The sequence below is a fragment of the Saonia sp. genome, from assembly GCF_056326165.1.
This window is the reverse complement of record NZ_JBWFBN010000007.1, coordinates 43,045-69,735: the sequence shown is the minus strand read 5'-3', so window position 1 is coordinate 69,735 and position 26,691 is coordinate 43,045. Positions and strand designations below refer to the sequence as shown.

General features: G+C 34.9%; 21 protein-coding genes. 10 read left to right on the top strand and 11 right to left on the bottom strand.

Annotated features, from left to right (window positions below):
* Nucleotides 1–76 precede the first annotated feature (76 nt).
* The 6 genes from AC000W_RS08055 to AC000W_RS08030 form a co-directional block, all read right to left on the bottom strand.
* Nucleotides 77–2,989 (bottom strand): glycoside hydrolase family 3 N-terminal domain-containing protein, encoded by a 2,913-nt coding sequence (locus AC000W_RS08055; protein WP_474747431.1) that lies wholly within the window; start codon nucleotides 2,987–2,989, stop codon nucleotides 77–79.
* Nucleotides 2,990–3,090: 101 nt separating this feature from the next.
* Nucleotides 3,091–3,573 (bottom strand): ABC transporter ATPase, encoded by a 483-nt coding sequence (locus AC000W_RS08050; RefSeq protein WP_474747429.1) that lies wholly within the window; start codon nucleotides 3,571–3,573, stop codon nucleotides 3,091–3,093.
* 1 nt (nucleotide 3,574) lies between these two features.
* Nucleotides 3,575–4,366 carry a (Fe-S)-binding protein gene (locus AC000W_RS08045; protein WP_474747428.1) on the bottom strand — a complete coding sequence of 264 codons (792 nt, stop codon included), beginning with the start codon at nucleotides 4,364–4,366 and terminating at the stop codon, nucleotides 3,575–3,577.
* Between the two features lie 14 nt (nucleotides 4,367–4,380).
* A complete protein-coding gene (locus tag AC000W_RS08040; protein ID WP_474747426.1) occupies nucleotides 4,381–5,706 on the bottom strand; it encodes a 4Fe-4S dicluster domain-containing protein in 1,326 nt (441 codons plus the stop codon).
* Nucleotides 5,707–5,709: 3 nt separating this feature from the next.
* Nucleotides 5,710–6,669, bottom strand: a complete 960-nt coding sequence (locus AC000W_RS08035; protein WP_474747425.1) for an MlaD family protein — start codon at nucleotides 6,667–6,669, stop codon at nucleotides 5,710–5,712.
* Between the two features lie 56 nt (nucleotides 6,670–6,725).
* Nucleotides 6,726–7,976: an N-acetylmuramoyl-L-alanine amidase family protein gene (locus AC000W_RS08030; protein ID WP_474747423.1), complete on the bottom strand. Its 1,251-nt coding sequence runs from the start codon at nucleotides 7,974–7,976 to the stop codon at nucleotides 6,726–6,728.
* A gap of 185 nt (nucleotides 7,977–8,161) precedes the next feature.
* Between AC000W_RS08030 and AC000W_RS08025 the strand changes: the two genes are divergently transcribed.
* Together AC000W_RS08025 and AC000W_RS08020 are read left to right on the top strand one after the other, a co-directional pair.
* Complete coding sequence (locus AC000W_RS08025; protein ID WP_474747522.1) at nucleotides 8,162–10,849, top strand: putative LPS assembly protein LptD; 2,688 nt, start codon at nucleotides 8,162–8,164, stop codon at nucleotides 10,847–10,849.
* 10 nt (nucleotides 10,850–10,859) lie between these two features.
* Complete coding sequence (locus AC000W_RS08020) at nucleotides 10,860–11,240, top strand: RidA family protein (RefSeq protein WP_474747422.1); 381 nt, start codon at nucleotides 10,860–10,862, stop codon at nucleotides 11,238–11,240.
* On the opposite strand, the gene AC000W_RS08015 is transcribed toward AC000W_RS08020, so the two are convergent.
* The 4 genes from AC000W_RS08015 to AC000W_RS08000 all read right to left on the bottom strand — a co-directional run bounded on the left by AC000W_RS08015 (nucleotide 11,233) and on the right by AC000W_RS08000 (nucleotide 18,775).
* The gene (locus AC000W_RS08015) at nucleotides 11,233–12,084 is read right to left on the bottom strand and encodes an N-acetylglucosamine kinase (RefSeq protein WP_474747421.1); all 852 of its coding nucleotides are present in this window, start codon (nucleotides 12,082–12,084) and stop codon (nucleotides 11,233–11,235) included. The two genes, AC000W_RS08020 and AC000W_RS08015, sit on opposite strands and share 8 nt — an antisense overlap.
* An 83-nt stretch (nucleotides 12,085–12,167) precedes the next feature.
* Complete coding sequence (gene gap / locus AC000W_RS08010) at nucleotides 12,168–13,169, bottom strand: type I glyceraldehyde-3-phosphate dehydrogenase (RefSeq protein WP_474747419.1); 1,002 nt, start codon at nucleotides 13,167–13,169, stop codon at nucleotides 12,168–12,170.
* A gap of 22 nt (nucleotides 13,170–13,191) precedes the next feature.
* Entirely contained in the window at nucleotides 13,192–14,166 is a 975-nt protein-coding gene (gene pfkA / locus AC000W_RS08005; protein WP_474747521.1) for a 6-phosphofructokinase, read from the bottom strand.
* A 169-nt stretch (nucleotides 14,167–14,335) separates the two neighbouring features.
* Nucleotides 14,336–18,775: a translocation/assembly module TamB domain-containing protein gene (locus AC000W_RS08000; protein ID WP_476658669.1), complete on the bottom strand. Its 4,440-nt coding sequence runs from the start codon at nucleotides 18,773–18,775 to the stop codon at nucleotides 14,336–14,338.
* 81 nt (nucleotides 18,776–18,856) lie between these two features.
* Here AC000W_RS08000 and tsaD point away from each other — a divergent pair, with 81 nt between their 5' ends.
* The 7 genes from tsaD to AC000W_RS07965 all read left to right on the top strand — a co-directional run bounded on the left by tsaD (nucleotide 18,857) and on the right by AC000W_RS07965 (nucleotide 24,446).
* Nucleotides 18,857–19,888, top strand: a complete 1,032-nt coding sequence (gene tsaD, locus AC000W_RS07995) for a tRNA (adenosine(37)-N6)-threonylcarbamoyltransferase complex transferase subunit TsaD (protein ID WP_474747416.1) — start codon at nucleotides 18,857–18,859, stop codon at nucleotides 19,886–19,888.
* Between the two features lie 113 nt (nucleotides 19,889–20,001).
* Nucleotides 20,002–20,295: a TfoX/Sxy family protein gene (locus AC000W_RS07990; RefSeq protein WP_474747415.1), complete on the top strand. Its 294-nt coding sequence runs from the start codon at nucleotides 20,002–20,004 to the stop codon at nucleotides 20,293–20,295.
* Entirely contained in the window at nucleotides 20,296–20,754 is a 459-nt protein-coding gene (locus tag AC000W_RS07985) for a GNAT family N-acetyltransferase (protein WP_474747413.1), read from the top strand. It abuts the gene before it with no gap.
* A 4-nt stretch (nucleotides 20,755–20,758) separates the two neighbouring features.
* Nucleotides 20,759–21,466: a 16S rRNA (uracil(1498)-N(3))-methyltransferase gene (locus AC000W_RS07980; protein WP_474747412.1), complete on the top strand. Its 708-nt coding sequence runs from the start codon at nucleotides 20,759–20,761 to the stop codon at nucleotides 21,464–21,466.
* A gap of 51 nt (nucleotides 21,467–21,517) precedes the next feature.
* Nucleotides 21,518–22,168 (top strand): DUF4159 domain-containing protein, encoded by a 651-nt coding sequence (locus AC000W_RS07975; protein WP_474747411.1) that lies wholly within the window; start codon nucleotides 21,518–21,520, stop codon nucleotides 22,166–22,168.
* A gap of 3 nt (nucleotides 22,169–22,171) precedes the next feature.
* Nucleotides 22,172–23,260, top strand: coding sequence for an AI-2E family transporter (locus tag AC000W_RS07970; protein ID WP_474747409.1), 1,089 nt, complete (start codon nucleotides 22,172–22,174; stop codon nucleotides 23,258–23,260).
* A gap of 7 nt (nucleotides 23,261–23,267) precedes the next feature.
* The gene (locus tag AC000W_RS07965) at nucleotides 23,268–24,446 is read left to right on the top strand and encodes a class I SAM-dependent methyltransferase (protein WP_474747408.1); all 1,179 of its coding nucleotides are present in this window, start codon (nucleotides 23,268–23,270) and stop codon (nucleotides 24,444–24,446) included.
* Nucleotides 24,447–24,448: 2 nt separating this feature from the next.
* Here the strand turns inward: AC000W_RS07965 and AC000W_RS07960 are convergent, their stop codons facing one another.
* Entirely contained in the window at nucleotides 24,449–25,165 is a 717-nt protein-coding gene (locus tag AC000W_RS07960) for a M15 family metallopeptidase (RefSeq protein WP_474747407.1), read from the bottom strand.
* 116 nt (nucleotides 25,166–25,281) lie between these two features.
* On the opposite strand from AC000W_RS07960, the gene AC000W_RS07955 reads away from it, so the two are divergent.
* Nucleotides 25,282–26,691, top strand: a complete 1,410-nt coding sequence (locus AC000W_RS07955; protein ID WP_474747405.1) for a GH1 family beta-glucosidase — start codon at nucleotides 25,282–25,284, stop codon at nucleotides 26,689–26,691.

The window sequence follows — 26,691 nt, the reverse complement described above, 5'->3', positions numbered from 1 at the left end:
TTTTAAAGTAAAATAGATTAGTCGAAAAGTCTTTAAAACATTTCAAAAAAAAAGTTTACAAATGTAAAACTACCAATTAATTTAGAATAGACTCGTATATGGCTTTCTGAATCCTTGTTCTTAACCCAGATTTAACTAAAAGTGTGTTTGAAGCAGTTGGATATGTTCTATTGGAAAGGAAAACATATACTATTTCTTCATCTGGATCAGCCCATGTATAGGTCCCTGTAAAGCCGCTGTGCCCAAAACTTTTTCTGGAGACACATCCACAAGTGGGGCCAGTTTCATGAAGTTGTGGTTTATCAAAACCAACTCCCCTACGAACGTCCTTATCACAAAAATAGCATTTATTAAACTTCTCAACGGTTCTATCATTAAGATACCGCTTTCCTCCATAATATCCTCCTTGCAAATACATTTGCATAATTTTACCTACATCATTGGCATTGCTAAAAAGACCTGCATGGCCTCCTACTCCTCCTTGCATGGCCGCTCCCATATCATGAACATATCCCTGAACAGTTTGATATCTATAATATGTATCTTCTTCCGATGGAACAATTTTGTTTTTAGAAAACTTGTTTAATGGATTATAGCCAGTATTGGTTGCTCCCAATGGCTTATATAAAAAATCCATTGTTATTTTATCTAACCCTTTTTTCTGAACATTCTCTATGTATTTTTTAAACACATAATAGGCTACATCACTATACCGATATCGGTTCGATTTTAAGTCTTGCCTACCAATTCTATTGTAAATTGAATCTTGGTAAACATCTGCCAAGTACATCCCATCTATTACTTTAATAGAAAAGCCATCGGTTGGACTGTTTCTATAAAATTCTGATGATGGTTTTCTGTTCTTGTTCAAAGTATCAATATAGAAGGCTATCCAAGCTGGTAATCTTCCGTAATGGGAAAGGGCCTTAAGTACCGTAACATCTTTTAATTCGGTTTCGGCGTAATCTGGAATCAACTCTTCAAAAGTATTGTTCAATGCAATCTTTCCTTCTTCCTCCATTTTCATAATGGTTGGTAAGGTTGCCAATATTTTTGTTAATGAAGCCAAATCATAAATATGTTCCGTTGTTATACTATCGTTTGAATCATAGGTTGGTTTTCCGAAAGCCTTGTTGTAAATAACCTTTCCCTTTCTTGCAATCAAAACTTGAGCTCCTGGAAACATTAACGAATCCAATCCATTTTGCATAAGTCTATCGACTTCAGCCAGTCCCGTAGAGCTCATTCCAACCCGTTCAGGAATACTATAACCCAATCTGGATAATGGCTTGGTTAAAACACTAGTATTCACAGGGAAAATAGAATCAACAGTAACGGGTAAAACCCCTTTGGCACCTATCGCACCAAAAATAATCTCGGCTGTTTTTTGTTGTGAAATTTCACTATTCTGATATGACATTATCAAACCATCGATACTATTAAAAGAATCAACTTCCAATAAGGCATAGGGCTTTGCGAAAATTGATAGAATAGTATTAGCGCTTCTATTCTTTGCAATAGCATCCAACCAAATTAATTCCTTCTTTGAAAATTTAAAAGGTTTCCAAGGGCTTTCATTACTCTTATGTAACCCAATAATTACTAAATTATAACCTAACAAATTATTCTGTAATGCGGTTAAGTCTTCTCCCTGAACTTGAGTGACAGACGCATATTTATTCAACTCTTTTAAGAACGGTTCATGGTCAGCATTGCCAAACTTAACATATGCAATTTTCTTATTATCTAATTTTCTTATTGGCAGTATAGAAAAATTATTTTTAACCACAGTAATGGCGCTTTCAAAAGCTTCCTCATAAACTAAATCATCTTCTAAAGTATTTAAATCTTCATGAAGATTCTCCAATTTAATAGGTTTATATGTATTGAGTCCAGCTTTGTATTTAGCCATCAAAATCTTTTTTACAGATTCTGAAAGACGCTTCTCGGATATTCTACCCTTTTCATAAGCTTCCATTAACTTAGCCTTTGCTTTTTCAACATCTATTGGCATTAGTAGCATATCATTCCCTGCTAAAAAGGCCGTAAGCTCAACTTCACCTTCTGCTGCATAATTGGAAACCGCTTTCATGTTCAAAGCATCAGTAAAAACAAGTCCGTTAAATCCCATTTCTTCTTTTAGCACACCAGAAACTATTTGTTCTGATAAAGACGATGGATATCCTTCTTTTATTTCTAAACTTGGAACACTTAAATGAGCAATCATTACACTGCTCAATCCCTCTTTAATTAATTTCTTATAAGGGTATAATTCTATACTGTCCAATCTTTTTCTTGAAAAATCAATTACTGGCAAGGCATAATGGGAATCCGTAGCAGTGTCTCCGTGGCCAGGAAAATGCTTTCCAGTGGATAAAACTCCTACACTTTCCATTCCCTTCATAAATGCAATACCAGCCCTCGATACAGTTTCCCTATCTTCCCCAAAGGAGCGAAATCCAATAATTGGGTTTTCAGGATTTATATTGATATCTATATCTGGCGCAAAATTGATATGAACTCCTAGTCTTTTAGCATGTAATCCAATTCGCTTACCAACTTTTTCAATTACAGTACTGTCTTTTATAGCTCCCAATGTTGTATTATAAGGAAATGCATATGTAGAATCTAAGCGCATGGAAAGCCCCCATTCAGCATCTAACCCAATTAATAAAGGTATTTTGGAAAGTGATTGATATTCATTTGTCAGCTTTGCTTGTCTAAGAGGTCCTCCTCTTAAAAAAACAATTCCCCCTATATGATGTTGTTCAATTAATGTTTTTATTTTTTCCGTGCTCTCTTTACTTTCATTGGAAGCAATACTTACCATGAGCAACTGACCTACTTTCTCTTCCAAGGACATAGAAGTATATTTCATATTCACCCAACCCTGCTGCATTAAACTATCCTTGGTAACCAAAGGATTAGTTTGTCCAGAAAGAAACGAAAATGAAAAGAAGAAAATATATAGAAGTAGTTTGTATCTCATAAAATCAATCTATGGTAGAAACCAATAAGATGTAAAATTATTGTATTTCATCGAAAATAGCAGTAATAATGGGATAAAACAACTGTATGACTCGATAAAAACTACATAAATCTACCATGCCAGCTTTCCTCAGCTGGTACTTCCCAATGATTTAGATACTCCTGCTTATTGGTCACCAAATTGTTAAAAACAATAGTGTTTTTAGATACAGACTTGTTTTTTGCCATCTTTTTGAAGTCCTTCAATGTCTTATAAGCAACAAATTCTCCTTGTTTGTACGACACATTCATTTTGTCCAACAAGTCTACATTATATTGTTTTTCCAAATGTTGGATAAAACGTACTGAAGCATCTATTGAACAACCAGATGCTCCATTGATTGTTTGATCCAAGGCCAATGCAATAAATCGTTTATACTTTATTTCATAACCTGCCTTTAGTTCACTTCCATGTGCGGTCCAATCTTGGATAAACACATCCAAACTTTGCCTTATTTCATCCAATTCTACTGGTGTGAAGCTCCTGCTGGATTGATAAATCCATATTCTAGAACTATCTGGCAATTCTTTAAACTCTACTAGCATTTTATAAATTTTCTGCAGTTGCGATTAATTCCGCAATATCCATCACTTTAATTGATGTTTCTTTTTCCTTATGTTTAACACCATCTGTCATCATTGTATTACAAAAGGGACATCCAGCGGCAATAATTTCTGGTTTGGTTTCCAAAGCCTGCTCCGTACGTTCCACATTAATGTCTTTATCCCCTTTTTCAGGCTCTTTAAACATTTGGGCCCCACCTGCTCCGCAGCACAGTCCACGTTGTTTACAGCTTCTCATTTCAACAAGCTCTGCATCCAACTTTCTTATTAAGTCCCGAGGAGCTTCATAAACATCATTGGCCCTTCCTAAATAACAGGGGTCATGAAAAGTTATTCTTTTGCCTTTATAGGTTCCACCCTCTAGCGTAATCTTGCCTTCTTCTAATAAGTTTTTTAAAAACTGAGTATGGTGTAGTACCTTATAATCACCTCCAAGCTCAGGATATTCATTTTTTAGAGTATTAAAACAGTGGGGACATGTGGTAACAATTTTTTTTACCGCATATGCGTTCATCACCTCTATATTGGTTACTGCCTGCATTTGAAATAAAAACTCATTACCGGATCTCTTTGCCGGATCTCCTGTACAACTTTCCTCAGTACCCAAAACAGCAAAACTCACATTAGCCTTGTTCAGTATTTTTACAAAAGCTTTGGTTATTTTTTTTGCTCTATCATCAAAACTTCCTGCACAACCTACCCAGAACAACACCTCTGGTTGTTGACCTGCAGCAAAAAGTTCTGCCATTGTTGGTACTTTTAAATCGGTGCTCATAAAATTTTCTTTCGCTATGATTCAGTTTTCCAATTAAGCCTGTCCATTTGATTAAAGGGCCATGGTGCTCCATTGTTTTCAATATTCCCCATCATATTATTTAAATCTGATGGAGCAGCGGACTGCTCCATTACCAAGTATTGTCTCATATCCATAATGATGGACAAAGGGTCTATGCTTACTGGACATGCTTCTACACATGCATTGCAAGATGTACATGCCCATAATTCTTCTTTTGTTATATAATTATCCAGCAACTGCTTACCATCATCCACAAAGACTCCTTTATTGCTGTCTATGTTTTTTCCTACTTCCTCTAGCCTGTCCCTGGTATCCATCATTATTTTCCTGGGGGATAGTTTTTTTCCAGTTTGATTGGCTGGGCATTCACTTGTGCATCGTCCACATTCTGTGCAGGTATAAGCATTTAATAATTGTACCCAACTTAAATCAGTAACATCTGACGCTCCAAATTTTTCGGGCATTGGTTCATCCTCAGCTGATACGGCAAACGGGTCTGCAGATGGGTCCATCATTAATTTAACCTCTTTAGTGACCGTTTCATTATTATTAAATTGTCCCTTGGGAGTTAATTTTCCATAATAGGTATTTGGGAAAGCCAATAAAATATGAAGATGCTTAGAATAGTATAAATAATTTAAAAAACACAGAATACCTACTATATGCAACCACCAACAAACTCTTTCAATTATTATTAAACTTGAGATTGACAACCCATTAAAAAATCGAGCAATAAATTGACTTACTGGAAAAGCTCCAGCTTCCACATAATGTGCAGCACCCATTTGCTGTAACTGGTAATCGGCAGCATTCATGGTCAAGAAAAGAGTCATGAGAACTAATTCAAAATAAAGAATGACATTTCCATCCATCTTTGGCCAACCTTTCATTTCAGCCTTAAAGAAACGCTGTAGTTTTATGATATTTCGTCTTAACCAAAAAACTACAATGGCAACAATCACCAATATGGCTAAAATCTCAAATGAACCAATAAGTATATCATAGAGTTTTCCTAAAGAAGCAAAAATGCGATGGGTGCCAAACACACCATCGATTATGATTTCCAAAACTTCTATGTTAATGATAATGAAACCTACATAAACAATAATGTGAAGTATTCCTGGAATGGGTCTTACCACCATTTTCGACTGACCCAAAGCAATTTTGGCCATATTTTTCCATCTCGTAGGTTTATTATCAGAGACGTCCATCTCTTTTCCCAACTTAATATTTCTGGAAAGTTTTTTTATATTTTTTATGAAAAAACCTATACCAAAAACGAGTATCAGTGTAAATAAAATATTTGGAAGATATTCCATTTATTAGTTTTTATTGGCAGGGTCGTTTTCAGGGAGTTCATACTCCTTTTGCTTTTTACCAAAAACAGATACATTTACATATCGCTTTGGGTTTAATCTAAAATCCTGCAATAGCAAATCTAACTCTTTAGAGGCATTGGCCAAATTATTATAAAGCTCTTCATTCTTCATTAATTTTCCCAAAGAACCATCCCCTTTTTCAATTTTGACAAGTAATGCATCTAAACTAGCAACTGTGGATTGCAAACTTTTCATAGTTTCACCAAGTCCTGCATTGGACAACGAATCTGATATTTTAGCAAAATTATCTGTAATAGCATTGATGTTCGTTATAGAACTATCTAACTGACCTTTATTCTCCGCAAGCAAGCCATTTAAGGCATTGGCACTAGTTTGAAAACTTTTGACTAAACTGTTTAACCCACTTATACTTTCTCTTAGCTCATGCTTTGTTTTGTCATCCAAAACATCGTTTACGTTCATCAATAAAGAATCAGCATTAGAAATAGCGCCTTCAACTTTTAACTGCAAAGGGGCTAATTTTTCTTGTACTAAATCCGTTAATCCAGGCCGTGTACCAGTAACAAGGGTATCATTTTTTTGAGCTGATCTAGAACCGTCAAAAATTGGAATTATCTGCAATCCTTTACCACCAATTATTCCAGTGTCGTACAATTCAACCTTACTGTTCTTTGAAAATTCAAAATCACTTTTAACTGTAAAAGTCACCAATGAATTGAACGAGTTGTCCTTAAACACAATACTATTTACCTTCCCAACAGTAAGTCCGTTTATAGTAACGGGTGTTCCAGGTTGCAGACCGCCTACATTTTCATAAACAGCATAGAGGGTTATGCTTTTATCGAATATTGGATTGGATTTTAAATAACTAAAGCCTAAAATAAATAAGAATATACCTACTAAGACAATTATTCCTGTTTTAAGTTCTCTGGATATTTTCAAAAGAAATCTTTTTCAGTTTCTAACAAAATTAGGTATAATTTTTAGAAGACAGCCTATTATTGAGAAACTGATTTAAGTGCATCATCCAAAGGAATTCTCTTTCCATCTTTATATGCAACAATGTAAGAAGTAGTGTATCCTTTTGCGTCAGCGTTGGACTTTAACAACTTGGCTTGCAAATAAGAATTTGTTTCCCCGTATAAATATCTGTACAAATTATTTACTGGTTCCTTGGATAGTTTGTTTAATCCTCCAAAATTTTCTGGATTCAACGGCAAATTCTTGGAACTAGCCAACAATTGTACTTTATAAATAATATTCTTTTCTGGTTTTATTTCCTTTTCTTCAACTTTTGGAGTGCTTTCAACTGGCTTTTCAACTATTTTAGGAGTGTCTTCAATAGTTTTTGGCAACTCCTTAATCACTTCTTTTTCTGGAGTTGTGTTTACAACGACCTCTTCAATTTTGGTTTCTTCCATTTTTGGGTTTTCTTCAATTTCAATGGAGGTAGGAGAAGTCTCAAGGTCAGTTTTATAATCGCCTTTGTATTTAAGAATGGCATTGGCAATGGCAGTTCCCATATCCTTTTGCCCGTTCTTTGAATTCAAATAGGAACCTTCTGATTTATTTGTTAGGAAACCTGTTTCTACCAAAACACTGGGCATAACTGTTTGGTGCAAAACAATAAAACCAGCTTGCTTTACTTTTCTATCATTTCTTTTAAGGTTGCCGGTAAAATTATCCTGCATCATTTTCGCCAAAGCAATACTTTGATCTAAAAATTCTTCTTGCATTATTGTAAGGCCAATAACAGACTCTGGTGAATTAATGTCGTAAGCCGCATATCTACTTTCATAATTGTCTTCCAAGTAAATTACAGAGTTTTCTTTCTTGGCAATATCAAAATTTTGTTTGTTCGCATGTAATCCCAAAACAAAGGTTCCTGCACCATGGGCATCCGATGAATGAGAATCACAATGCACAGATACAAAAAGGTCAGCGTTGGCTTTATTTGCTATTTCTCCCCTAACAAATAAATCCACAAATGTATCATCCTTCCTAGTGTATATTACTTCTATATTAGTATTCTTTTCTAAAATTGCCCCTACCTGTAAAACAATATTTAATGCAATATTTTTTTCCAAATAACCATTGCCTAAATTTCCAGGATCATGTCCTCCGTGGCCAGCGTCCAAAACAACTATAAATTTTTCAGTATTTTGAGGGTAGATACTATTCTTGCTGAAAGACATTGATATTAGTACCAACGTGATAAAACAAATTTGATAAAGTTTATTCATTTTCATATAATTTCAAAACTGTTCAATAGCTTTGTCTAAGGTTAAATTTATTGTAATGTCCTATAAGAGGAACAAAAAATATATGTAAGTTTGAACTCCATAAATCGAGCCAAACTATAACAAAAATAGGATTTATAGCCTTGCAATCAAATAAACATTTCTCTCTTTTCTTATTGCTGCTATTCTTTGGCATGGTTTCCATGACCGCTCAAGAGGATTTAATACAACCTTTATCAATTAAAGCAATAAAAGACACTATTATCCCCCCTCCTCTCATAAACACCATCATTCGGGACACTATTGCTTCAGATTCTGTCCAAATAGATACTATAAATAAGAAGGACCCCTTATTGCTTGACATAATAAAATATAAAGCTAAGGACTATGTAAAGCTGAGTCAAAAAGATCAAAAAATATATTTGTACAATCAGGCAGAAATCTATTACCAAGATACCGAGTTAAAAGCTGGGGTTATTGTAATGGACTATGTAAAAAATGAAGTGTATGCCGGTAGAATGAGAGATTCTTTGGGCAATTACAGTCAACTTCCATATTTTAAACAAGGAACTAATGAGGTAACCCCAGATTCCATTCGTTTTAATTTTGATACGCAAAAAGCCATTATATGGAACTCCCGAACAGAACAACAGGCCAATCTGGGACAGTTGGGAGGTGATAATATGAAGGTTCTTGCTAAAATCACTAAAAAAGAGAACGATTCCGTTTACTTTCTACATGAAGGAAAGCTCACAACATCTAAAGATACCATTGACCCCGATTATTTTATCAGGATAAAAAAGGCAAAGTTTGTTCCAGGAAAAAAAGTGATTGCAGGGTTTAGCAACCTATACATTGTAGACGTGCCAACGCCTATAGCTATGCCTTTTGCTTATTTCCCCCTAACAACAGGCAGATCTGCTGGTTTAATGATGCCTACCTTTGGAAACGATCCAAACCGAGGTTATTTTCTCCAAAATGGGGGTTATTATTTTCCACTGGGCGACTATGTAGATTTATTGATGACAGGCGATTTTTACACCAATGGAAGTTATGGAATGAGGGGGCAATCCGTTTATACAAAGCGGTATAAGTTTAGAGGGAATGTGAATTTTAGATATGAACGACTCATAAACAGCCAAAAAGGGTTTGATGATTATAGTAGTACCAGAATTTACAATATACAAGTTTCCCACTCTCAAGATGCAAAATCTAATCCCAATTCTAGGTTTTCAGCATCGGTGAACTTAGGGAGCAGCCAATATTATAGGAGTTCTTTGAATGTAATTAACACTCCCAATACACAAAACAATAACCTATCATCCTCTGTATCTTATTCTAAGACGTTTCCTAATTACCCCTCTGTAAATATTAGTTTAACTGCCACTCACAATCAAAACACCAATACACAGGCTATAAATATGACCTTGCCTACTTTTCAAGGAAGTATGGAGCGTATTTATCCGTTCGCCAAAAGAGACGGTATTAAAAAAGGCGTTTTACAAAACATTAATATGCAGTACAATGTAAGTGCCGCTAATCGTATACAAACTACGGACTCTCTCTTCTTTAAACCAGGGATGTTCAAAGATGCAAAAGTGGGCGCGCGTCATTCCATTCCAATAAGCACAAACTTTAAAATTGCTAAGCACTTTAGCGTTTCTATGGGAACCAGTTATGAAGATGTATGGACACTACAGACATTTAGGCGTGGTAGGGACACTGAACTAAACCGAGAAGTAATCTTGGACACTATTAAAGGTTTTGATCGTTATGGAAAATATAATTTCAGCACCAGTCTGGGGACCACTCTATATGGAACTTTCAACTTTGGTGAAGATAAAAAACTACAGGCTATACGCCATGTTATGCGCCCATCCGTAAGTTACAGTACGGCTCCTTCTTTTGACCAGTACTATGAAGATCTTTTAGATGAAAATGGTGAAGAGTATTTAGATTCTAGAACTGGGGAGGTTGTCCGTTATAGTAGATTTGAAGGAACTTTAAATGGTGCTCCTGGACTAACAAGTTCCAGTTCCATGAGTTTTTCCCTTCAGAATACGTTAGAGGCCAAAGTAAAGGATAAGGATTCAACCGTGCTGGAGCCCAAGAAGATTTCCATCCTAAACAGTTTTAACCTTTCTACTTCATATAATTTTAAGGCAGATTCATTAAAACTTAGTACAATTAGATTGACTGGAGGCACCAATATCCTCAATAAAAAAATGAGTATTAATTTTGGAGCCAATCTAGACCCATATGCCATTGACAACAATGGTGTTAGAATTAATACTTTTAACATTGACAATGGTGGAAGCCTCTTAAGATTGACCAGGGCAAATGCAAATATTAGTTATTCCCTTAGTAGTGAAACTTTTGGAAAAAAAGATAAAAAAGATGACCCTGAAGAGTCTGATATTGATGAAAATTCTTATGCAGCCGCAAGTGGTGGCCGAACTGACGGCCTTTTTGGATCTTCAGATGATTACGACTACAGGGCTGTAGATGAAAATGATTCTGGTGATGCGGAAAGCCCCCTCTATGGAAACAAATTACCCTGGGATTTAAGAATGGCCTTTAGTACTGGTTATAACAACAGCAATAGACAAAATGAATTTAGCAGTGCTTCATTAATGTTCAGTGGCAATATTACTTTAACACCTATGTGGAAGGTTGGGTTTAATTCTGGTTACGATTTTAAAAACAAAGGTTTTACTCTAACGAGATTGAACTTTACCAGAGATTTAAAAAGTTTTGTAATGCGTTTTAACTGGACACCCTTTGGTACTTACAAACAATGGAACTTCTTCATTGGAATTAAGAGCTCCATTCTTAAAGATCTTAAGTGGGAACAAAGAAGCCAGCCCCCAATTAGACGATAAAAGTAGTATTATGAAAAAAGTAATTACATCTAAAAATGCCCCCGCCCCTATTGGGCCTTACAACCAAGCGGTTTTAACTGGAAATACCCTGTACATTTCTGGGCAAATTCCAATAAATCCAGAAACGGGTGAATTGGTAGAGGGTGACATTAAAAAAGAGACAAAACAATCCATGGAAAATCTAAAATCTATTCTTTTAGAGGCGGGCATGACGTTTGAAAATGTAGTGAAAGCCAGCATTTTTGTGGCTGACATGCACCAATTCTCAGAAATAAATGAAGTCTACGGAGCTTATTTTAAACCAGAAACTGCCCCAGCCCGTGAAACAGTAGAGGTTGCCAATCTTCCAAAATTTGTAAACGTGGAAATTTCAATGATAGCCGTTAAATAGTTTCCCTGTGAAACTCCACTAAACCATCAATAGGACGTTGACGAATAACCCCAACTATTAAATCATTTCGTTCAAGTACAGTTTTTAGCTCATCCTGTAAGTAATACGCTATACTTCCCACAAAACTAATTGGCACTTTAGTAGCTAGCTCAAATTGCATGATACAATTGTTCACAAACTGCTGAAACCCTTTATCAATAACACCTCTACAATATGGGTGGTCTTTATTTTCAACAATAAAACGAGCAAATTTTGCCAAATAGGTATTCGGGTTTGGTTGCTTATATAGATTTTCCTTGATAACATCTGCTTCCAATTGATATTCTTTAGCAAACTTAATTCCTAAATCTTGCGGCATTTTATGAAAATAATAATCGCGTATCAACTTTCTGCCAAAAAAGTTACCACTACCATCGTCCATAACAATATAGCCTAATGAGGTTACTTTTTGAAATAATTGATGTCCATCATAGTAACTACAGTTGGATCCTGTACCTAAAATACAAACTATACCCTGATGTCCAATTTTAGTTGTTGAATAAATGGCTGCATATGTATCTTCCCTAACTTCATTTTTTGAATTTGGGAAAAAGTCCATAAAAATCTCGCTAAGAAATTTTTTCATACGATCAGTGCCACAACCAGCTCCATAAAAATAGAGATTGGTAACCGCTTCTCTGTTCTTAGAAAGTTCAAAGTTATTTGCTAATCTGTCTTCAATAACTTCTCTAGTTAATACTTCTGGACTTAATCCAAGGGTTTGGGTCAAAAACAATTGCTTTCCCTCACTATCCAGAGCTATCCAATCAGATTTTGTAGCGCCACTATCAACAATTAATATCATATATCAGTATTCAAAAAAAAACCTGAGAACTAACAAATATCACGTAAGCTCTCAGGTTTTATAAATTATTACTACAAATTAAATTATAAGCCAGTTACGTATTCTGCCAAGTCAACTAATTTATTAGAATACCCTGTTTCATTGTCATACCAAGAAACAACTTTAACAAATTTAGAACCTAATTGGATACCGGCTCCAGCATCAAAAATACTGGTGCGAGTATCTCCAACAAAATCTTGAGAAACAACACCTTCTTCTGTATATCCTAAAATTCCTTTTAAAGAACCTTCAGAAGCATTTTTCATTACTTTTTTAATTTCTTCATAAGAAGTTTCTTTTTCTAGCTTAACCGTAAGGTCAACAACAGAAACATCAGCTGTTGGTACTCTAAATGCCATACCGGTAAGCTTTCCGTTCAATTCTGGAATAACTTTACCAACTGCTTTTGCAGCACCCGTAGAAGAAGGTATAATATTTAAAAGAGCACTTCTACCACCTCTCCAATCTTTTCTAGATGGACCATCAACAGTTAATTGTGTTGCAGTAGTAGCATGTACTGTAGTCATTAATCCTTCGTCTATTCCAAAATTATCATTTAATACTTTAGCTAAAGGCGCCAAACAGTTTGTTGTACAAGATGCATTTGATACGATTGAATCTGAAGCTTTAGCTTCTGTATGATTAACACCCATAACAAACATAGGAGCATCAGCAGAAGGAGCAGAAATAACTACTTTTTTAGCACCGCCATCTATATGGTATTGTGCTTTTTCTAGTGTAGTAAAAATACCTGTACATTCTGCAACTATATCAGCACCTACTTCATCCCATTTAAGGTCTTGTGGGTTTCTTTCTGCAGTAATTCTAATAACTTTTCCGTCTACCACCAAATTACCATCTTTTACCTCTATAGTGCCATCAAATTTTCCATGAACAGAATCATATTCCAACAAGTAAGCAAGATGCTCAACATCCAACAAATCATTGATGGCTACAACATCTACATTGTCTCTTTTTACAGTAGCTCTGAAAACCAATCTACCAATTCTTCCAAATCCGTTAATTCCTATTTTTAAATTTGACATTTTCCTTTTATTTATTATTAAATTATACAGTCATTATATCCGAAACCCTCATGAGTTCCTTGTCAATTTTTGTATGGCCTTTTATAGCCTTACTAATGGGTGTTAAAATTAATCTGTTGTCTTGAACACCAACCATAAGATTGCTTTTCCCTTCTAACAGAGATTCTACTGCCTTAACTCCCATTCTACTGGCTAGCACTCTATCATAGCATGATGGCGCCCCGCCACGTTGCATATGTCCTAGTACAGATACTCGTACATCATAGATAGGGAGATGTTCTTCAACATACTCTTTTAGCTCAAAAACATTTTTACCTATTTTATCCCCTTCAGCAACAATTACAATACTAGATGATTTTCCAGATGCTTTACTTCTTTTAAGAGAATCCAACAAACGTTCCAATCCAAGATTTTCTTCTGGGATTAGAATTTCTTCGGCACCAGCTCCTACTCCAGCATTTAATGCTATATGACCAACATCTCTTCCCATTACCTCAACAAAAAATAAACGGTTATGGGAACTGGCCGTATCTCTAATTTTATCAATAACCTCAACTACTGTATTTAAAGCAGTATCAAATCCAAGTGTAAAAGTGGTTCCAAAAATATCATTGTCGATAGTTCCAGGTATTCCAATTACAGGGAAATCATATTCCTCGTTAAATTTTAAGGCACCAGTAAAACTACCGTCACCTCCAATTACCACAAAAGCATCTACACCTTCTTCTTTTAATTGGGCATATGCTTTTTTTCGGCCCTCTTTGGTTCTAAAGTCATCACATCTTGCCGATTTTAATATGGTTCCCCCTTTATTTATAATGTTATTCACACTACGGGCATCCATTGGCTTAAAATCACCCTCTATCATACCTTGATATCCTCTATAAATGGCAACACATTCCACCTTCATGTACGCACATGTACGTACTACAGACCTAATTGCAGCATTCATCCCCGGGGAATCACCTCCAGATGTAAAAACAGCTATTTTTCTTATCTCCAAATTCTGTGAAAATTTTAAGTTGACAAAGGTAATGAACTTACTCTAATTAAAGAATTCGTGGGGCTTGAATTTAATGATAACTTAAACTGCAATCGATTGCATTGATTATTTCGTTTAATTTATAACATACTATTCTTTTAAGCATGTTATAAATAACAAAGAACTATCTAGGGGGATTTGATTTTTGGGTAAATTGAATAAGACTATCTTTGCCCATTATAGCTGATGAAGGCGGAACTACTGGCTTAGGCAACTCTTCTTTTTTGTTTTTCTCCTTTTTCTTAAAAATTTTACCCATTAATTCCTTGAAATTGTTAAAATCCACCTCATACGAAAGTCCTACTCCTTGAGTATACCCTTGCCTATCGCCAATAAATTGTTGAATTTCACTTTCTCTATTAAAAATTTTAGCACTCAATGTACCCTCTTCATTTAAAAGCACCTGTACTTCTACATCACCTGCAACCACAGTTTCGCTATAGCCCCCGACAGGTACTCCAAGCTTACCATTTAATAAGACCCTATCACTGATTTGAGTAGATACCGTAACTCCAATTCTATTTTCAGTTTGAATATCAGAACTTAATCTATCCCCTTGTTCATAAGAAAGTCCCAGGTTAAAATTGTTATCACCACCACCTAGAACCTGATTTAATAAACTGGTTCCTGTTTGAATAAGGTTACCGGTAACTGCTTGTTGATTTATTCCGCTTTCCTCATTTACGAAAGTACCTTGCATTAAAAGAAAAATAGCATTTCGCTCTGCAACCGTTGGATCCTGGAGGCTATATTGCAATTCCGACTTTATAATAGAACTGGTTCCCGGAAACTCAATATTAAAGTCTATGGTTGGGCTTTCCAGTTCTCCACTAAGTCTAACAACTACATCCGTTGGAATTTTTCTTCTATAACTTCCGTCTGCCAACAAAGGTGCAGGGTTTGCATTCAATGAATATACTGCTTCCATATTAAGTTGGGCAGCCAAAGGGTCTTCATCCCATATTATACGACCGTCAGGCTTTACCTTAAAAATTTTATCGATAACTCCTCCATACTTATAATGGTATTCACCCTCCACCACAACAAACTCTCCAAACATATTAAACTTCCCATTGGTGTTGATTTCAATAAACAAAAGACCTTCTCCCCTACCTTTTAAAGAACTTCCAGTATTTTGATCCACAACAATTTCCACCTCTGCATCACTGGTAACATTCAAATCAAACTCCAATTCCAAGCCCTCATAATTTTCCAGAACCCGTTGCTGTTCAATGGTTTTTATATTTTCTTTTTCAATAAAATTAATAAAAGAATAATCCCCAACACTGGCTACATCGCTAATCGGTATTTTTAATGAAGTACCTCTTGCGGTGGAACCATCTACTGTAATGGTCAGTGCGGTAGTGGGTCCATAAATTCTACCTGTACCATTTAGAAAACCCTCACCATAATATAATGCCTCCTCTTCAAAATCGGTATTCAATATCAAAAACCGATTACTGTTGGTGTCTACGTTTAAATCCAAGTTCCAATCCCCAAAAGCAACATGGTTTATGGTGCCATCCAAGATAGCATTGGTATTATGATCAATATCTGTGAGATAGATATTTTCAAAATAAAAACTTTGGTCAAATAATCTAACTCTGGAATTAGGTGCAAAATCATAGTCCACATTTAAATACGGTATTCCAATTCCCCCATCATTGATTGTGAGTAATCCACTAATTTCTGGATTATTAACCTCGCCAACAATTTTAGCATTCCCACTGATACTTCCTCTAATATTGGATATAACGCCATCTCCTAAAGGATTAAATGGCATTAAGTCAAAATTGTGAAAATTTGCCAGTAAGTTGGCTTTGGGAATTTTGTCATTATTGGTAACATTGCCAATAACACTGAATTTCTCTACTCCATTATCGGTAATTTGAGAATTCACAACAAAATCTGTCAAATCCTTATTCCCAACAATCCCAATAGCTAACTGCCCCAAATGCATATCATTGATAGAAAAATCGCTAATATTTAAATTAGAAGAAGGAAGATACACTCCGTCTTTTTGTAACACATTTAGTGTACCATTAACTTCTCCACCCAATTTTAGACTATCAATAGCAGGTGCAATCTTATTAAGGGACACTATTTTAAACTGAAGCTCTAAATCTTTATAGGTAGAATCTGCCAATTGTCCTTTTAACCGAATTTGCTCTTGAACATCATTGTTCATCACAATTTCCTCTATGGTAATACTGTCCAATGTTCTATTTAGGATAACCTTATTTTTACTGTCGCCCGCTTTATTAAGCACCCATGTATTACCCTTAAAATTAACATCCGAAGTCTTTAAACCAATCACAGATTTATTATCCTCATTAAATGTATGGTAAAAGTTAAGGTTGTAGCTATCATTATATTCGCTACCTCCTTTAAACTCTGTCCTAAAGAATAGGGTATCTTTTAATGTGGTATTAATCAGGCTAAAATCCTGAACATCATAATAAGGTGTAGAAACATCTTCCACTGACACAAAGGTGTTGAACAAAGGATTCTTATTATCAATTTTCACATCAATCTCGTCTAATTTATTGCCATAAGCCTCAAAACTTGGAGATTTAAAAGTGAGTTTAAAATCGCCTTCATCGGCAATAATATTACCTCTCATAAACGTGTTAGGACCAAACACAACCTCAGGGAAAAAGACTTCCACAATTTTGTTGTAAATTTTAAAGTTAAAATCCAGTTTTTGTCCTTCGGAAATATCAAAAGGTTTGTAGTTGGTATAAATGCTTCCGACAGAATTTTGCAACAGTTTCCCTAGTTCATTTACCTTAAAATTACCCTTCATATAGCCCGTGATAATATCAGGGGAATTAATGGCAATATTTCTTATAGAATCATTTTCAAAAACAGATGAAATAGCAAAATCATCAAAATAATAAGTGTCGTTTACGTTCTGATAATTGGTCTTGGAAAAATTAATATCGCCTACAATATTATCTAATGTAGTGCCAGAAATATCCATATTCACATCTCCTTTAAATATGGACACACTATCATTAATAAAATTCAATTTTTTAAAATCGGCATATCCTACTGATGCAATAAAATTAAAGTTGCTCCTATCTTCCCCAAAATCTGCAAGCCCTTTAAAATTGAGTTTTAAATTCTTATCATTACTCACCACAGAACCATCAAATAATTGATCCTTTAGAACGCCTGATACTTTTACATCTTTATAGGTATAACCATTAAAAATTATAGAGTATACTTCACCTATTACCTCCGTATTTAGATTCTCTTGCACAAAACCTTTTCCTTCCACATTAAAATCCAAAGTGGTTTTTCCCAAACTTTTATCATTGGCAAATTTCCCTAAATCAAAATCAATCAAAGAAACAAAGCCTTTATAAGTTGCAGCATCTATATCATTAAAATCTGTTAGTTCAAGGTTGGAATAACTGCTCCCAACAGCAGTGTTCAAGTTGAGTTCTGATATCACGGAATTATCGGTTATGGTTGCCGTACCCCTTGCCGTAAATTGTCCTAATTTTTCCAAAGTGGATGGCAGGGCTTTCCCTAAAATATTAGGCATTAAAGACCTAAGTTCATAATAGCTAGTGGTTACATTCCTCATGTTCGCCTCTAGACTAAACGGCTTTTGCTTGTTAAAAAGCTCCTTAAAATTAAAATTACCCCTTATTCCCGAATCTTCTGAATATAAAAACAACTCTTCTGCTGTCAAATCGTTTAAAACACCTGTAATCTTTGATGAGAAAACAGCTTCTTTGCCACTTCCAAATTTATTGTACAACACATTTACCTCATCAAAAGACAAAATGGACTCCTCAAATTGGGCATCAACCTTCACTTTATTTAAAAAATCACCAAAATCACTACGGTCATAGTTAAAAACTAAATTACCAACCAAATTAGATTTTGGGGTTTTAATGGTTAAAGAATCAAATCGCATTTGATTCAAAGAGTATTTAAAGGATGATGATAAATTTTCAACAGACAACCCGCTTTTGGCTTTTAAACTCAATCCGTCAATAAGTGTTGTCACTTCTGGTCCCAATATTTGAAAATCATCAGCACTAATATTTAAATTTTTAAAATTTAAAGTTTCAGTATTTTCCAGATTGTCATCAATCAATTTAAATTTGCTATCCTTTATGTTTACATGAGATGAAGACAAAAAGAAAGGTGGTGAACCTGCCTTCCTAGGCTTGCCATCATCTAATTTTTCAACAAAAACGTCTAAGTTTGTATCTCGTTCTCCATAATAGGTCCTTAATTTAAACGTGAGTTCTTCAACATCAACATCACCAAATTCTAACTTACCATTTGAGAGGTTTTTTAAATTTAGAATAGAGGTAGTCAACTCATGAATATAGAATAAGGTATCTTTCTTATAATCTTCCACATAAATACCCTTTAATGAAGTGTCCCATGAAATTAGAGATGCTTGTAATCTATCTATATTGATATTGGTTCCATACTCATCGTTAATGGTTTTTGTGGCATAATTTGCTAAACGGGTCTGGACAAATGGTAAGGAAAGTACAAAAGTTCCCAAAACACAGATTAGCAGGATAACCAGCAAAATCCTAAGTAGTATTTTCCGTAATTTTTTGATAGGGCTTTATGTTTTACCTTTGTGCTTCAATTTTTATTCCAAACCTTGGTGTCGAATCAAACAATTTACATTTTAGCTATAGAATCTTCCTGTGATGATACCTCGGCAGCCGTTCTTTGCAACAATAGAACACTAAGTAATGTTGTGGCTTCACAAAAAATTCATGAGGAATACGGGGGTGTTGTTCCCGAACTAGCCTCTAGAGCTCACCAACAAAATATTGTTCCCGTAGTACACCAAGCTTTGACCAAAGCAAATATCGATAAAAAACAGTTATCAGCCATAGCTTTTACTCGCGGACCTGGGCTTATGGGTTCTTTATTAGTAGGCACCTCTTTTGCCAAGTCTTTAGCACTAGGCTTAAACATTCCGTTGATTGAGGTAAACCACATGCAAGCTCATATTTTGGCACACTTTATTGAAAATGAAAATACGCCGCAACCCAAATTTCCGTTCTTGGCCATGACCATTAGCGGAGGTCATACACAAATTGTTTTGGTGAAAAATTATTTTGATATGGAAATATTGGGTGAAACTTTAGACGACGCTGTGGGAGAAGCGTTTGATAAAAGTGCTAAAATTTTAGGGCTACCTTACCCTGGAGGACCTTTAATTGATAAATATGCACAGCTCGGAAATTCCAAGGCTTTCCCATTTCCAAAACCAAAAGTGGAAGGGTTAAATTTTAGTTTTAGCGGCCTTAAAACCAGCATATTATATTTTATTCAAAAGGAAGTCAAAAAGAACCCAGATTTTATCGAGCAAAATTTGAATGATATCTGCGCTTCTATACAATTTACTATTATAAATATTCTAATAGACAAATTAAAACTGGCAGTAAAGCAAACTGAAATAAAAGAAATTGCCATTGGGGGTGGCGTTTCGGCAAATTCAGGTATTAGAGAAGCATTACAAGAAGCCGAAAAAAAGTGGGGCTGGAAAACTTATGTTCCCAAATTTGAATACTGTACGGACAATGCTGCTATGATTGGTATTGTGGGGTATCTTAAATATAAAAATGGTGACTTTACCAACCATAGTATAACAGCGCAAGCACGATACGGAATAACGAAATACTAATCTAAGGGTCCAAAGTACTTTTGCGTTTTCATTATTAATTTATAACTTTTCGTTTTTAATCTAAGCTATGGCCTTTAACGAAGACCTTTCCACCAGAATAGACGAAGCTTTTTATGTGTTTCCTGCAAAAATTTCTAAAAAACATAATTGCCAAAAAAATGTTTGGTGGAATTTGCTATTTGTACAAGGGCAAAATGACGGTAGGTGTTATAAAAAATGACTTAATGGTAAGGATTATAAGCAATAAAATAGATGCTGCTCTAGAGAACCATACAGTACGTCCCATGGATTTTACAAAGCGCCCAATGAAAGAATTTGTCTATGTTTCAGCTGATGGATGTAAAACAGAAAAAGAATTAAAGCATTGGATAGAATTAGGTTTAGAACATGCAAAAAGTAAGTTGTAGATGATTAAATTGATTAGAACCGATTCCACAAACCAGGACTTTATTGACCTTGTTGCCCTGCTCGATGCAGATTTGGCTATCAGAGATGGGGAAGACCACGATTTTTATCATCAGTTCAATAGTATTGACCAAATTAAATATGTCGTTGTTGCTTATGAGAATGATAAACTAGTAGGATGTGGAGCTATAAAAGAGTTTGACGCCTGGGCTATGGAAGTTAAGCGTATGTTTGTATCACCAGAAAATCGGGGGAAAGGTATCGCATCCACAATGTTGACCGAATTAGAAAATTGGGCCAGCGAACTCGGTTTTAAAAAATGTATCTTAGAAACAGGCAAAAAGCAACCTGAAGCCATTGCACTTTACAAAAAAAGCAGGTATACTATAATTTCAAATTACGGACAATATACCGGAATTGAAAATAGTGTCTGTTTTGAGAAATTATTAAAAACGAATTAAGACAATGCAACTCTTTTACAATCCAGATATAGACAATAGTGCAACGCAATTTGTTTTTCCAGCAGAGGAAAGCAAGCATATTATAAAAGTATTACGCAAAGTGGAAGGTGACATTCTCCATATAACCAATGGAAAAGGATATTTGTACAAGGCTGAAATTTTAGTAGCTGACCAAAGGAAATGTAAAATATCCATTATAGATTCAGAGAAAGAACACCCCAAAATGTATTGGTTACACATGGCAGTTGCTCCCACAAAATTGAATGACCGTTATGAGTGGTTTTTGGAAAAAGCTACCGAAATTGGAGTCAATGAAATAACTCCAATAATCTGTGACCATTCAGAAAGAAAGGTTATAAAAAAAGAACGCATGGAAAAGGTGATACAAGCCGCAATGAAGCAATCTAATCGGGCTTATTTACCAAAATTGAATGATGCTATTTCCTATTCGGATTATATGGCGCAAGAAAAAGAGGGATTGCTCTTTATAGCACATTGTGAGGAGGATGAAAAACTAGAACTTAAAAGAAGAGTGGCAGCTGATAAAGATATAACCATTCTAATTGGCCCTGAAGGTGACTTTTCTCCCTCAGAAATTAATACAGCCTATGAAAAAGGTTTTTTGCCAGTTTCCCTTGGGCAATACCGTTTACGAACTGAAACTGCTGCCATTGTTGCTTGTACTACAGTAGTCATGATTAATAATGGTTGATTTTACCATTTCCTCACTTTAATTATTAAATTTGGGTTCAACCCATTTTTAATGAAAAAACATATTGTTTTAGTACTCACCATATGCATTTTAGCATTTTCATCTTTGCAAAGCCAAGAGCTAGCTATTTTAAAATATAGCGGAGGTGGAGATTGGTATTCCAATCCAACTGCACTGCCAAATTTAATAAAGTTTTGCAACGAGAATATAGATACCCAACTAGATTCAAAGCCCGAAACTGTCGAGGTGAGTAGCATCAATATTTTTCAATACCCATATATTCACATGACTGGTCATGGAAACGTCTTTTTTTCACAAGAGGATGCCGAGAATTTAAGAACCTATCTCCTATCTGGTGGTTTTCTTCATGTTGATGATAATTATGGTATGGAACCATACTTAAAAAAAGAACTCATCAAAGTCTTTCCAAATAAAGAATTAGAAGAATTAAGTGCTGACCACCCCTTATTTTCTCAGAAATATAAATTTCCGGAAGGGTTGCCCAAAATCCATGAGCATGATGGCAAACGACCCCAAGCCTTTGGAATTTTCCATGAAGGTAGATTGGTATTATTATTTACATTCGAGTCAGATTTAGGGGATGGTTGGGAAGACCCAGCAGTACATAATGACCCACAGGAAGTTAGAAACAAAGCATTACAAATGGGGGCAAATATTGTTCAATTCGCATTTAATAATTAAAATATGAAATCCAAAACAATAGCAGAAGGGATTATAAAAGCAATAGGCATACTCTTAGGAATTGCATTGCTATTCTACTTTTTATATAAAATACAGGCCGTATTGGTCTATATAGCCATTGCTGCGGTAGTATCATTAATTGGCAGGCCCATTGTTTTATTTTTAAGAAGGAAATTAAAATTCAACAACACCATAGCTGTAATTATTACTATGGCACTTTTAGTCGGAATATTAGTTGGATTAATAGCCCTTTTTATTCCACTTTTGGTACAACAAGGTCAAAATTTATCACTTTTGGACATTGATAAACTACAGGGAAATGTTGAAGATTTGTACAGAGAAGTAATTGAATATTTTGGAATCACAACCATAGATATAGAACAAAGTATTAAAGATTCCAAGGTTTTTGCTAATCTAGATTTTGGTTTTATCCCTAACTTTTTAAACTCATTTGTTGGAGTTTTGGGTAGTTTAAGTGTGGGGCTTTTTTCCGTGCTTTTTATTATGTTTTTCTTTTTAAAAGATAGCAAATTATTTGAGGATGGTCTCATGGTTTTTGTTCCGGACAACAAAGAAAGTCGGTTAAAGAATTCCATGACAACAATTAAAGATTTGTTGTCCAGATACTTTGTTGGTCTTGTTTTTCAGATACTAATTTTGTTTATAATTTACACCATTGTTTTACTAATTTTTGGCATTGAAAATGCTGTGGTAATTGCCTTCCTTTGTGCACTTCTAAATTTGATTCCATATGTAGGTCCCATGATAGGAGGAATCTTAATGTTGGTATTAACAATGACAAGCAATTTAGGAGCCGATTTTAGTACTATAATTTTACCTAAAACCATCTATGTAATGGTTGGTTTTACCATAGGTCAATTAGTAGATAATTTCTTCTCGCAGCCCTTTATTTTTTCCAGTAGTGTAAAGTCTCATCCATTAGAAATTTTCTTGGTCATCATTATCGGTGGACTACTTTTTGGAGTTACAGGAATGATCATTGCTGTACCAGGCTATACAGCAATGAAAGTAATTTTAAAGGAGTTTTTGGCTGAAAATAAGATTGTGAAATCTTTGACTAAAAATCTATAGAAACACTTTGAATAAACATATATTAAATACTGGTGTACAAGAATTTATAAAAAATAATTTAAATACTGACATCGTGTCAGTATTGCTTAAAAAGAGTGATTTTGAAGGGGTTTCGTCAAAAGAGCTTGCAGAACAGCTAGAAGCCAAGAAAAAGTGCAAAAACAAGCTCCCAACTTGGTACGCTACTCCTTTAATTTATTACCCAAACAAATTAAATATTGAGCAAACCTCCTCAGAAATTACAGCGCATTATAAATCAAAAATCATCGATGGAAAATCACTCTTAGATATCACTGGAGGGCTTGGAATTGATAGTTATTTTTTTGCTCAAAAAATCAATCAAATTTATCATTGTGAACTTAATAAAAGTCTATCTGAAATTGCTGAGTATAATTACGGAATACTTAACGTAAAAAACATTAAAACAATTCCTCAAAATGGTCTAGAATTTTTAACTGATTCTAACTTAAAATTTGATTGGATTTTTATTGATCCATCGCGTCGAAGTGAAGCCAAAGGAAAAGTTTTTTTTCTTGCCGATTGTCTTCCTAATGTTCCAGAAAATTTAGAGTTGCTTTTTAAAAAATCTAATAACATTCTAATTAAGACCTCTCCCCTTTTAGATTTTTCAATTGGAATAAAAGAATTACAATTTGTAAAAGAAATTCATGTTGTTGCAGTTAACAATGAAGTAAAAGAATTGCTTTGGGTTTTAGAAAAAAACTACACAGGGAAAATCGAAATAAAAACCATCAACCTAAAAAAAACTGACAAACAGTTTTTTAATTTTTTAATGGAAGATGAAAAAGCATGTAATTCAAATTTTAGTTTTCCTTGTAATTATTTATACGAACCAAATTCTGCGATTTTAAAATCGGGTGCATTTAAATCTATTGGGAATAGATTTTCACTTAAAAAACTACATGAACATACCCACTTATATACTTCGGACACCCTTTTTAATTTCCCAGGAAGGCGTTTTAAAATAAAAGCCACTCTGCCATATAACAAAAAAGAGTTCCAAAAATTAAATATTCCAAAAGCGAACGTAACTACTCGAAATTTCCCAGAATCAGTTTCAAACATTAGAAAGAAGTTTAAAATACAAGATGGTGGAGAAATCTATTTGTTCTTTGCTACTGATTTTAATGGAAGCCTAATTGTTTTAAACTGTAGTAAAGTCTAACATTACTCGCACTCCCATTTAAAATCAGCTACTTTATCATTTGAAGCTGCGGAGAGGTTATAATGCCACCATTCTGTCCTAATAGACCAAAAACCATGCTTCTCCATGGTTTCTTTCAACACTTTTCGGTTATCAAGAATATTTTGAGGTAAATCTAGATTATCATGATAAGCTCGTCTCCCAAAAAAATCAAAGTCTGTTCCCATATCCACTTCCTCCCCATCCAAGGTAACCAAGGTAATATCAACAGCACCACCTTTGTTATGTATTGACCCTTTTACCGGGTTAGCCACATATTGCGGGTTTGGAACCAGCTCCCACATTTTATATTGTACAGAATTGGGCCTATAGCAGTCAAAGAACTTTATTTTATATCCCTGTCTAATAAATTCTCCATTTGCTTTCAACAATGCTTTCGCAGTTTTTACACGGGTGTAACACTCTGCGCAATTATACACCTTGGTTTTTAAGAAGTTATTTTCAGTGGCATAACGCAAATCATAAGCAAAATCGGCGCTGTAGTCAACCAACTTTACAAATGTTGTATCAGCTATACCTTCGAGTGATTTAAACACTTTTACTGGGTTTTTTTTAACTTCAACAAGGGTGTCAGGAATTGCATGTGTTTCCTCAGGCAATTCTTCACCCACTTTTTTCATTTTGGTATCTTTACATCCTATAATAAAAATAAGAACTAAAAACAGTACGGTTTTTTTCATTTTGCCATTGGTTTAGCCGTAATATACCCATTATTTTATCACAAAAAAATAGAAGTTCGATTGAAATTAAGACGGTATATTCACATCTCTAAAAAATGACTACAATTAAATAAAGTATGATACAATTTCCAAAAGATTTTATATGGGGTTCAGCAACCTCAAGCTACCAAATAGAAGGCGCCGCTACTGAAGGTGGTCGTGCATGGAGTATATGGGACGCACATGCCCATATTCCTGGAAGAACAAATAATAATGAAAATGGCAACATGGCCTGTGACCATTACCATCGTTATAAAGAAGATGTAAAGCTAATGGCCGATTTAGGGCTGAAAGCCTATCGTTTTTCTATTTCATGGAGTAGGATTCAGCCTGATGGTCAAGGAGAAGTTAATCAAGAAGGAATAGACTTTTATTCTAATTTAATTGATGAGCTTTTAAAATACAATATTACGCCATGGATAACCCTATATCACTGGGATTTACCTTTAGCACTGCAAACAGAAAAAGACGGCTGGTTAAATCCAGAAATTGCTGATTTTTTTGAAAAATATGCAGATATCTGCTTTTCAAATTTTGGAGACCGTGTAAAAAACTGGATTACCCTTAACGAACCATGGGTTGTTGCTATACTAGGCTATGGCGAAGGCGTTTTTGCTCCGGGAAGAAAATCTAAGGACGAACCCTATATTGCCGCACATCAACTTTTAAGATCACATGGTAAAGCTGTAAAACTTTATAGAGAGAAATACCAGCCAACACAAGGTGGAAAAATAGGAATTACAAATAATTGCGATTGGAGAGAGCCTTTAACAGATAAACCTGAAGATAAAGAGGCCGCGGAAAGGTCATTACTATTCTTTTTAGGTTGGTTCGCAGACCCAATCTATTTTGGTGACTACCCACAGGTAATGCGAGATAGGGTTGGTGACAGATTGCCAAAATTTTCTGCTGAAGACGTAGAAAACATCAAAGGGTCATCAGACTTTTTTGGGCTTAATCACTATACAGCATTATACGCTGCAGATGTTGACCCAAATGCTGACGCGGGCAATGCCGTTTATGGAAATGGCGGGATTTTTGAAGATCAATATGTAGATTTAACAGCCGACCCAAAATGGAAAATGACCACAATGAATTGGGCTATTGTGCCATGGGGCTGTAGAAAACTATTAGAATGGATTAGAGATCGTTACGACAACCCACCTATGTACATCACAGAAAATGGGTGTTCTTTAGACGATAAATTAGAAAACGGAGAAGTTAAAGACACTGTTAGAAAAGATTTTGTTGAAGGTTATTTAGCCGCTTGTAAGAAAGCTATTGATAATGGCGTTAACTTACAAGGATATTTTGTGTGGTCCTTTATGGACAATTTTGAATGGGCCCTAGGCTATTCCAAACGATTTGGTATTCATTATGTGGATTATAAAACACTAGAACGCACTCCAAAAAACTCTGCTTTATGGTTTAAAGATGCCATAAAAAATAACGGTTTTGAGTTTACCTTAAACGAAGACGATATTTAA

What these genes read in the sequence shown, in the direction of transcription:
- AC000W_RS08055 (WP_474747431.1), bottom strand. Translation starts at nt 2,989, where the DNA reads ATGAGATACAAACTACTTCTATATATTTTCTTCTTTTCATTTTCGTTT.
- AC000W_RS08050 (WP_474747429.1), bottom strand. Translation starts at nt 3,573, where the DNA reads ATGCTAGTAGAGTTTAAAGAATTGCCAGATAGTTCTAGAATATGGATT.
- AC000W_RS08045 (WP_474747428.1), bottom strand. Translation starts at nt 4,366, where the DNA reads ATGAGCACCGATTTAAAAGTACCAACAATGGCAGAACTTTTTGCTGCA.
- AC000W_RS08040 (WP_474747426.1), bottom strand. Translation starts at nt 5,706, where the DNA reads ATGGAATATCTTCCAAATATTTTATTTACACTGATACTCGTTTTTGGT.
- AC000W_RS08030 (WP_474747423.1), bottom strand. Translation starts at nt 7,976, where the DNA reads ATGAAAATGAATAAACTTTATCAAATTTGTTTTATCACGTTGGTACTA.
- AC000W_RS08025 (WP_474747522.1), top strand. Translation starts at nt 8,162, where the DNA reads ATGGTTTCCATGACCGCTCAAGAGGATTTAATACAACCTTTATCAATT.
- AC000W_RS08020 (WP_474747422.1), top strand. Translation starts at nt 10,860, where the DNA reads ATGAAAAAAGTAATTACATCTAAAAATGCCCCCGCCCCTATTGGGCCT.
- AC000W_RS08015 (WP_474747421.1), bottom strand. Translation starts at nt 12,084, where the DNA reads ATGATATTAATTGTTGATAGTGGCGCTACAAAATCTGATTGGATAGCT.
- gap (WP_474747419.1), bottom strand. Translation starts at nt 13,169, where the DNA reads ATGTCAAATTTAAAAATAGGAATTAACGGATTTGGAAGAATTGGTAGA.
- AC000W_RS07990 (WP_474747415.1), top strand. Translation starts at nt 20,002, where the DNA reads ATGTGTTTCCTGCAAAAATTTCTAAAAAACATAATTGCCAAAAAAATG.
- AC000W_RS07985 (WP_474747413.1), top strand. Translation starts at nt 20,296, where the DNA reads ATGATTAAATTGATTAGAACCGATTCCACAAACCAGGACTTTATTGAC.
- AC000W_RS07980 (WP_474747412.1), top strand. Translation starts at nt 20,759, where the DNA reads ATGCAACTCTTTTACAATCCAGATATAGACAATAGTGCAACGCAATTT.
- AC000W_RS07975 (WP_474747411.1), top strand. Translation starts at nt 21,518, where the DNA reads ATGAAAAAACATATTGTTTTAGTACTCACCATATGCATTTTAGCATTT.
- AC000W_RS07970 (WP_474747409.1), top strand. Translation starts at nt 22,172, where the DNA reads ATGAAATCCAAAACAATAGCAGAAGGGATTATAAAAGCAATAGGCATA.
- AC000W_RS07960 (WP_474747407.1), bottom strand. Translation starts at nt 25,165, where the DNA reads ATGAAAAAAACCGTACTGTTTTTAGTTCTTATTTTTATTATAGGATGT.
- AC000W_RS07955 (WP_474747405.1), top strand. Translation starts at nt 25,282, where the DNA reads ATGATACAATTTCCAAAAGATTTTATATGGGGTTCAGCAACCTCAAGC.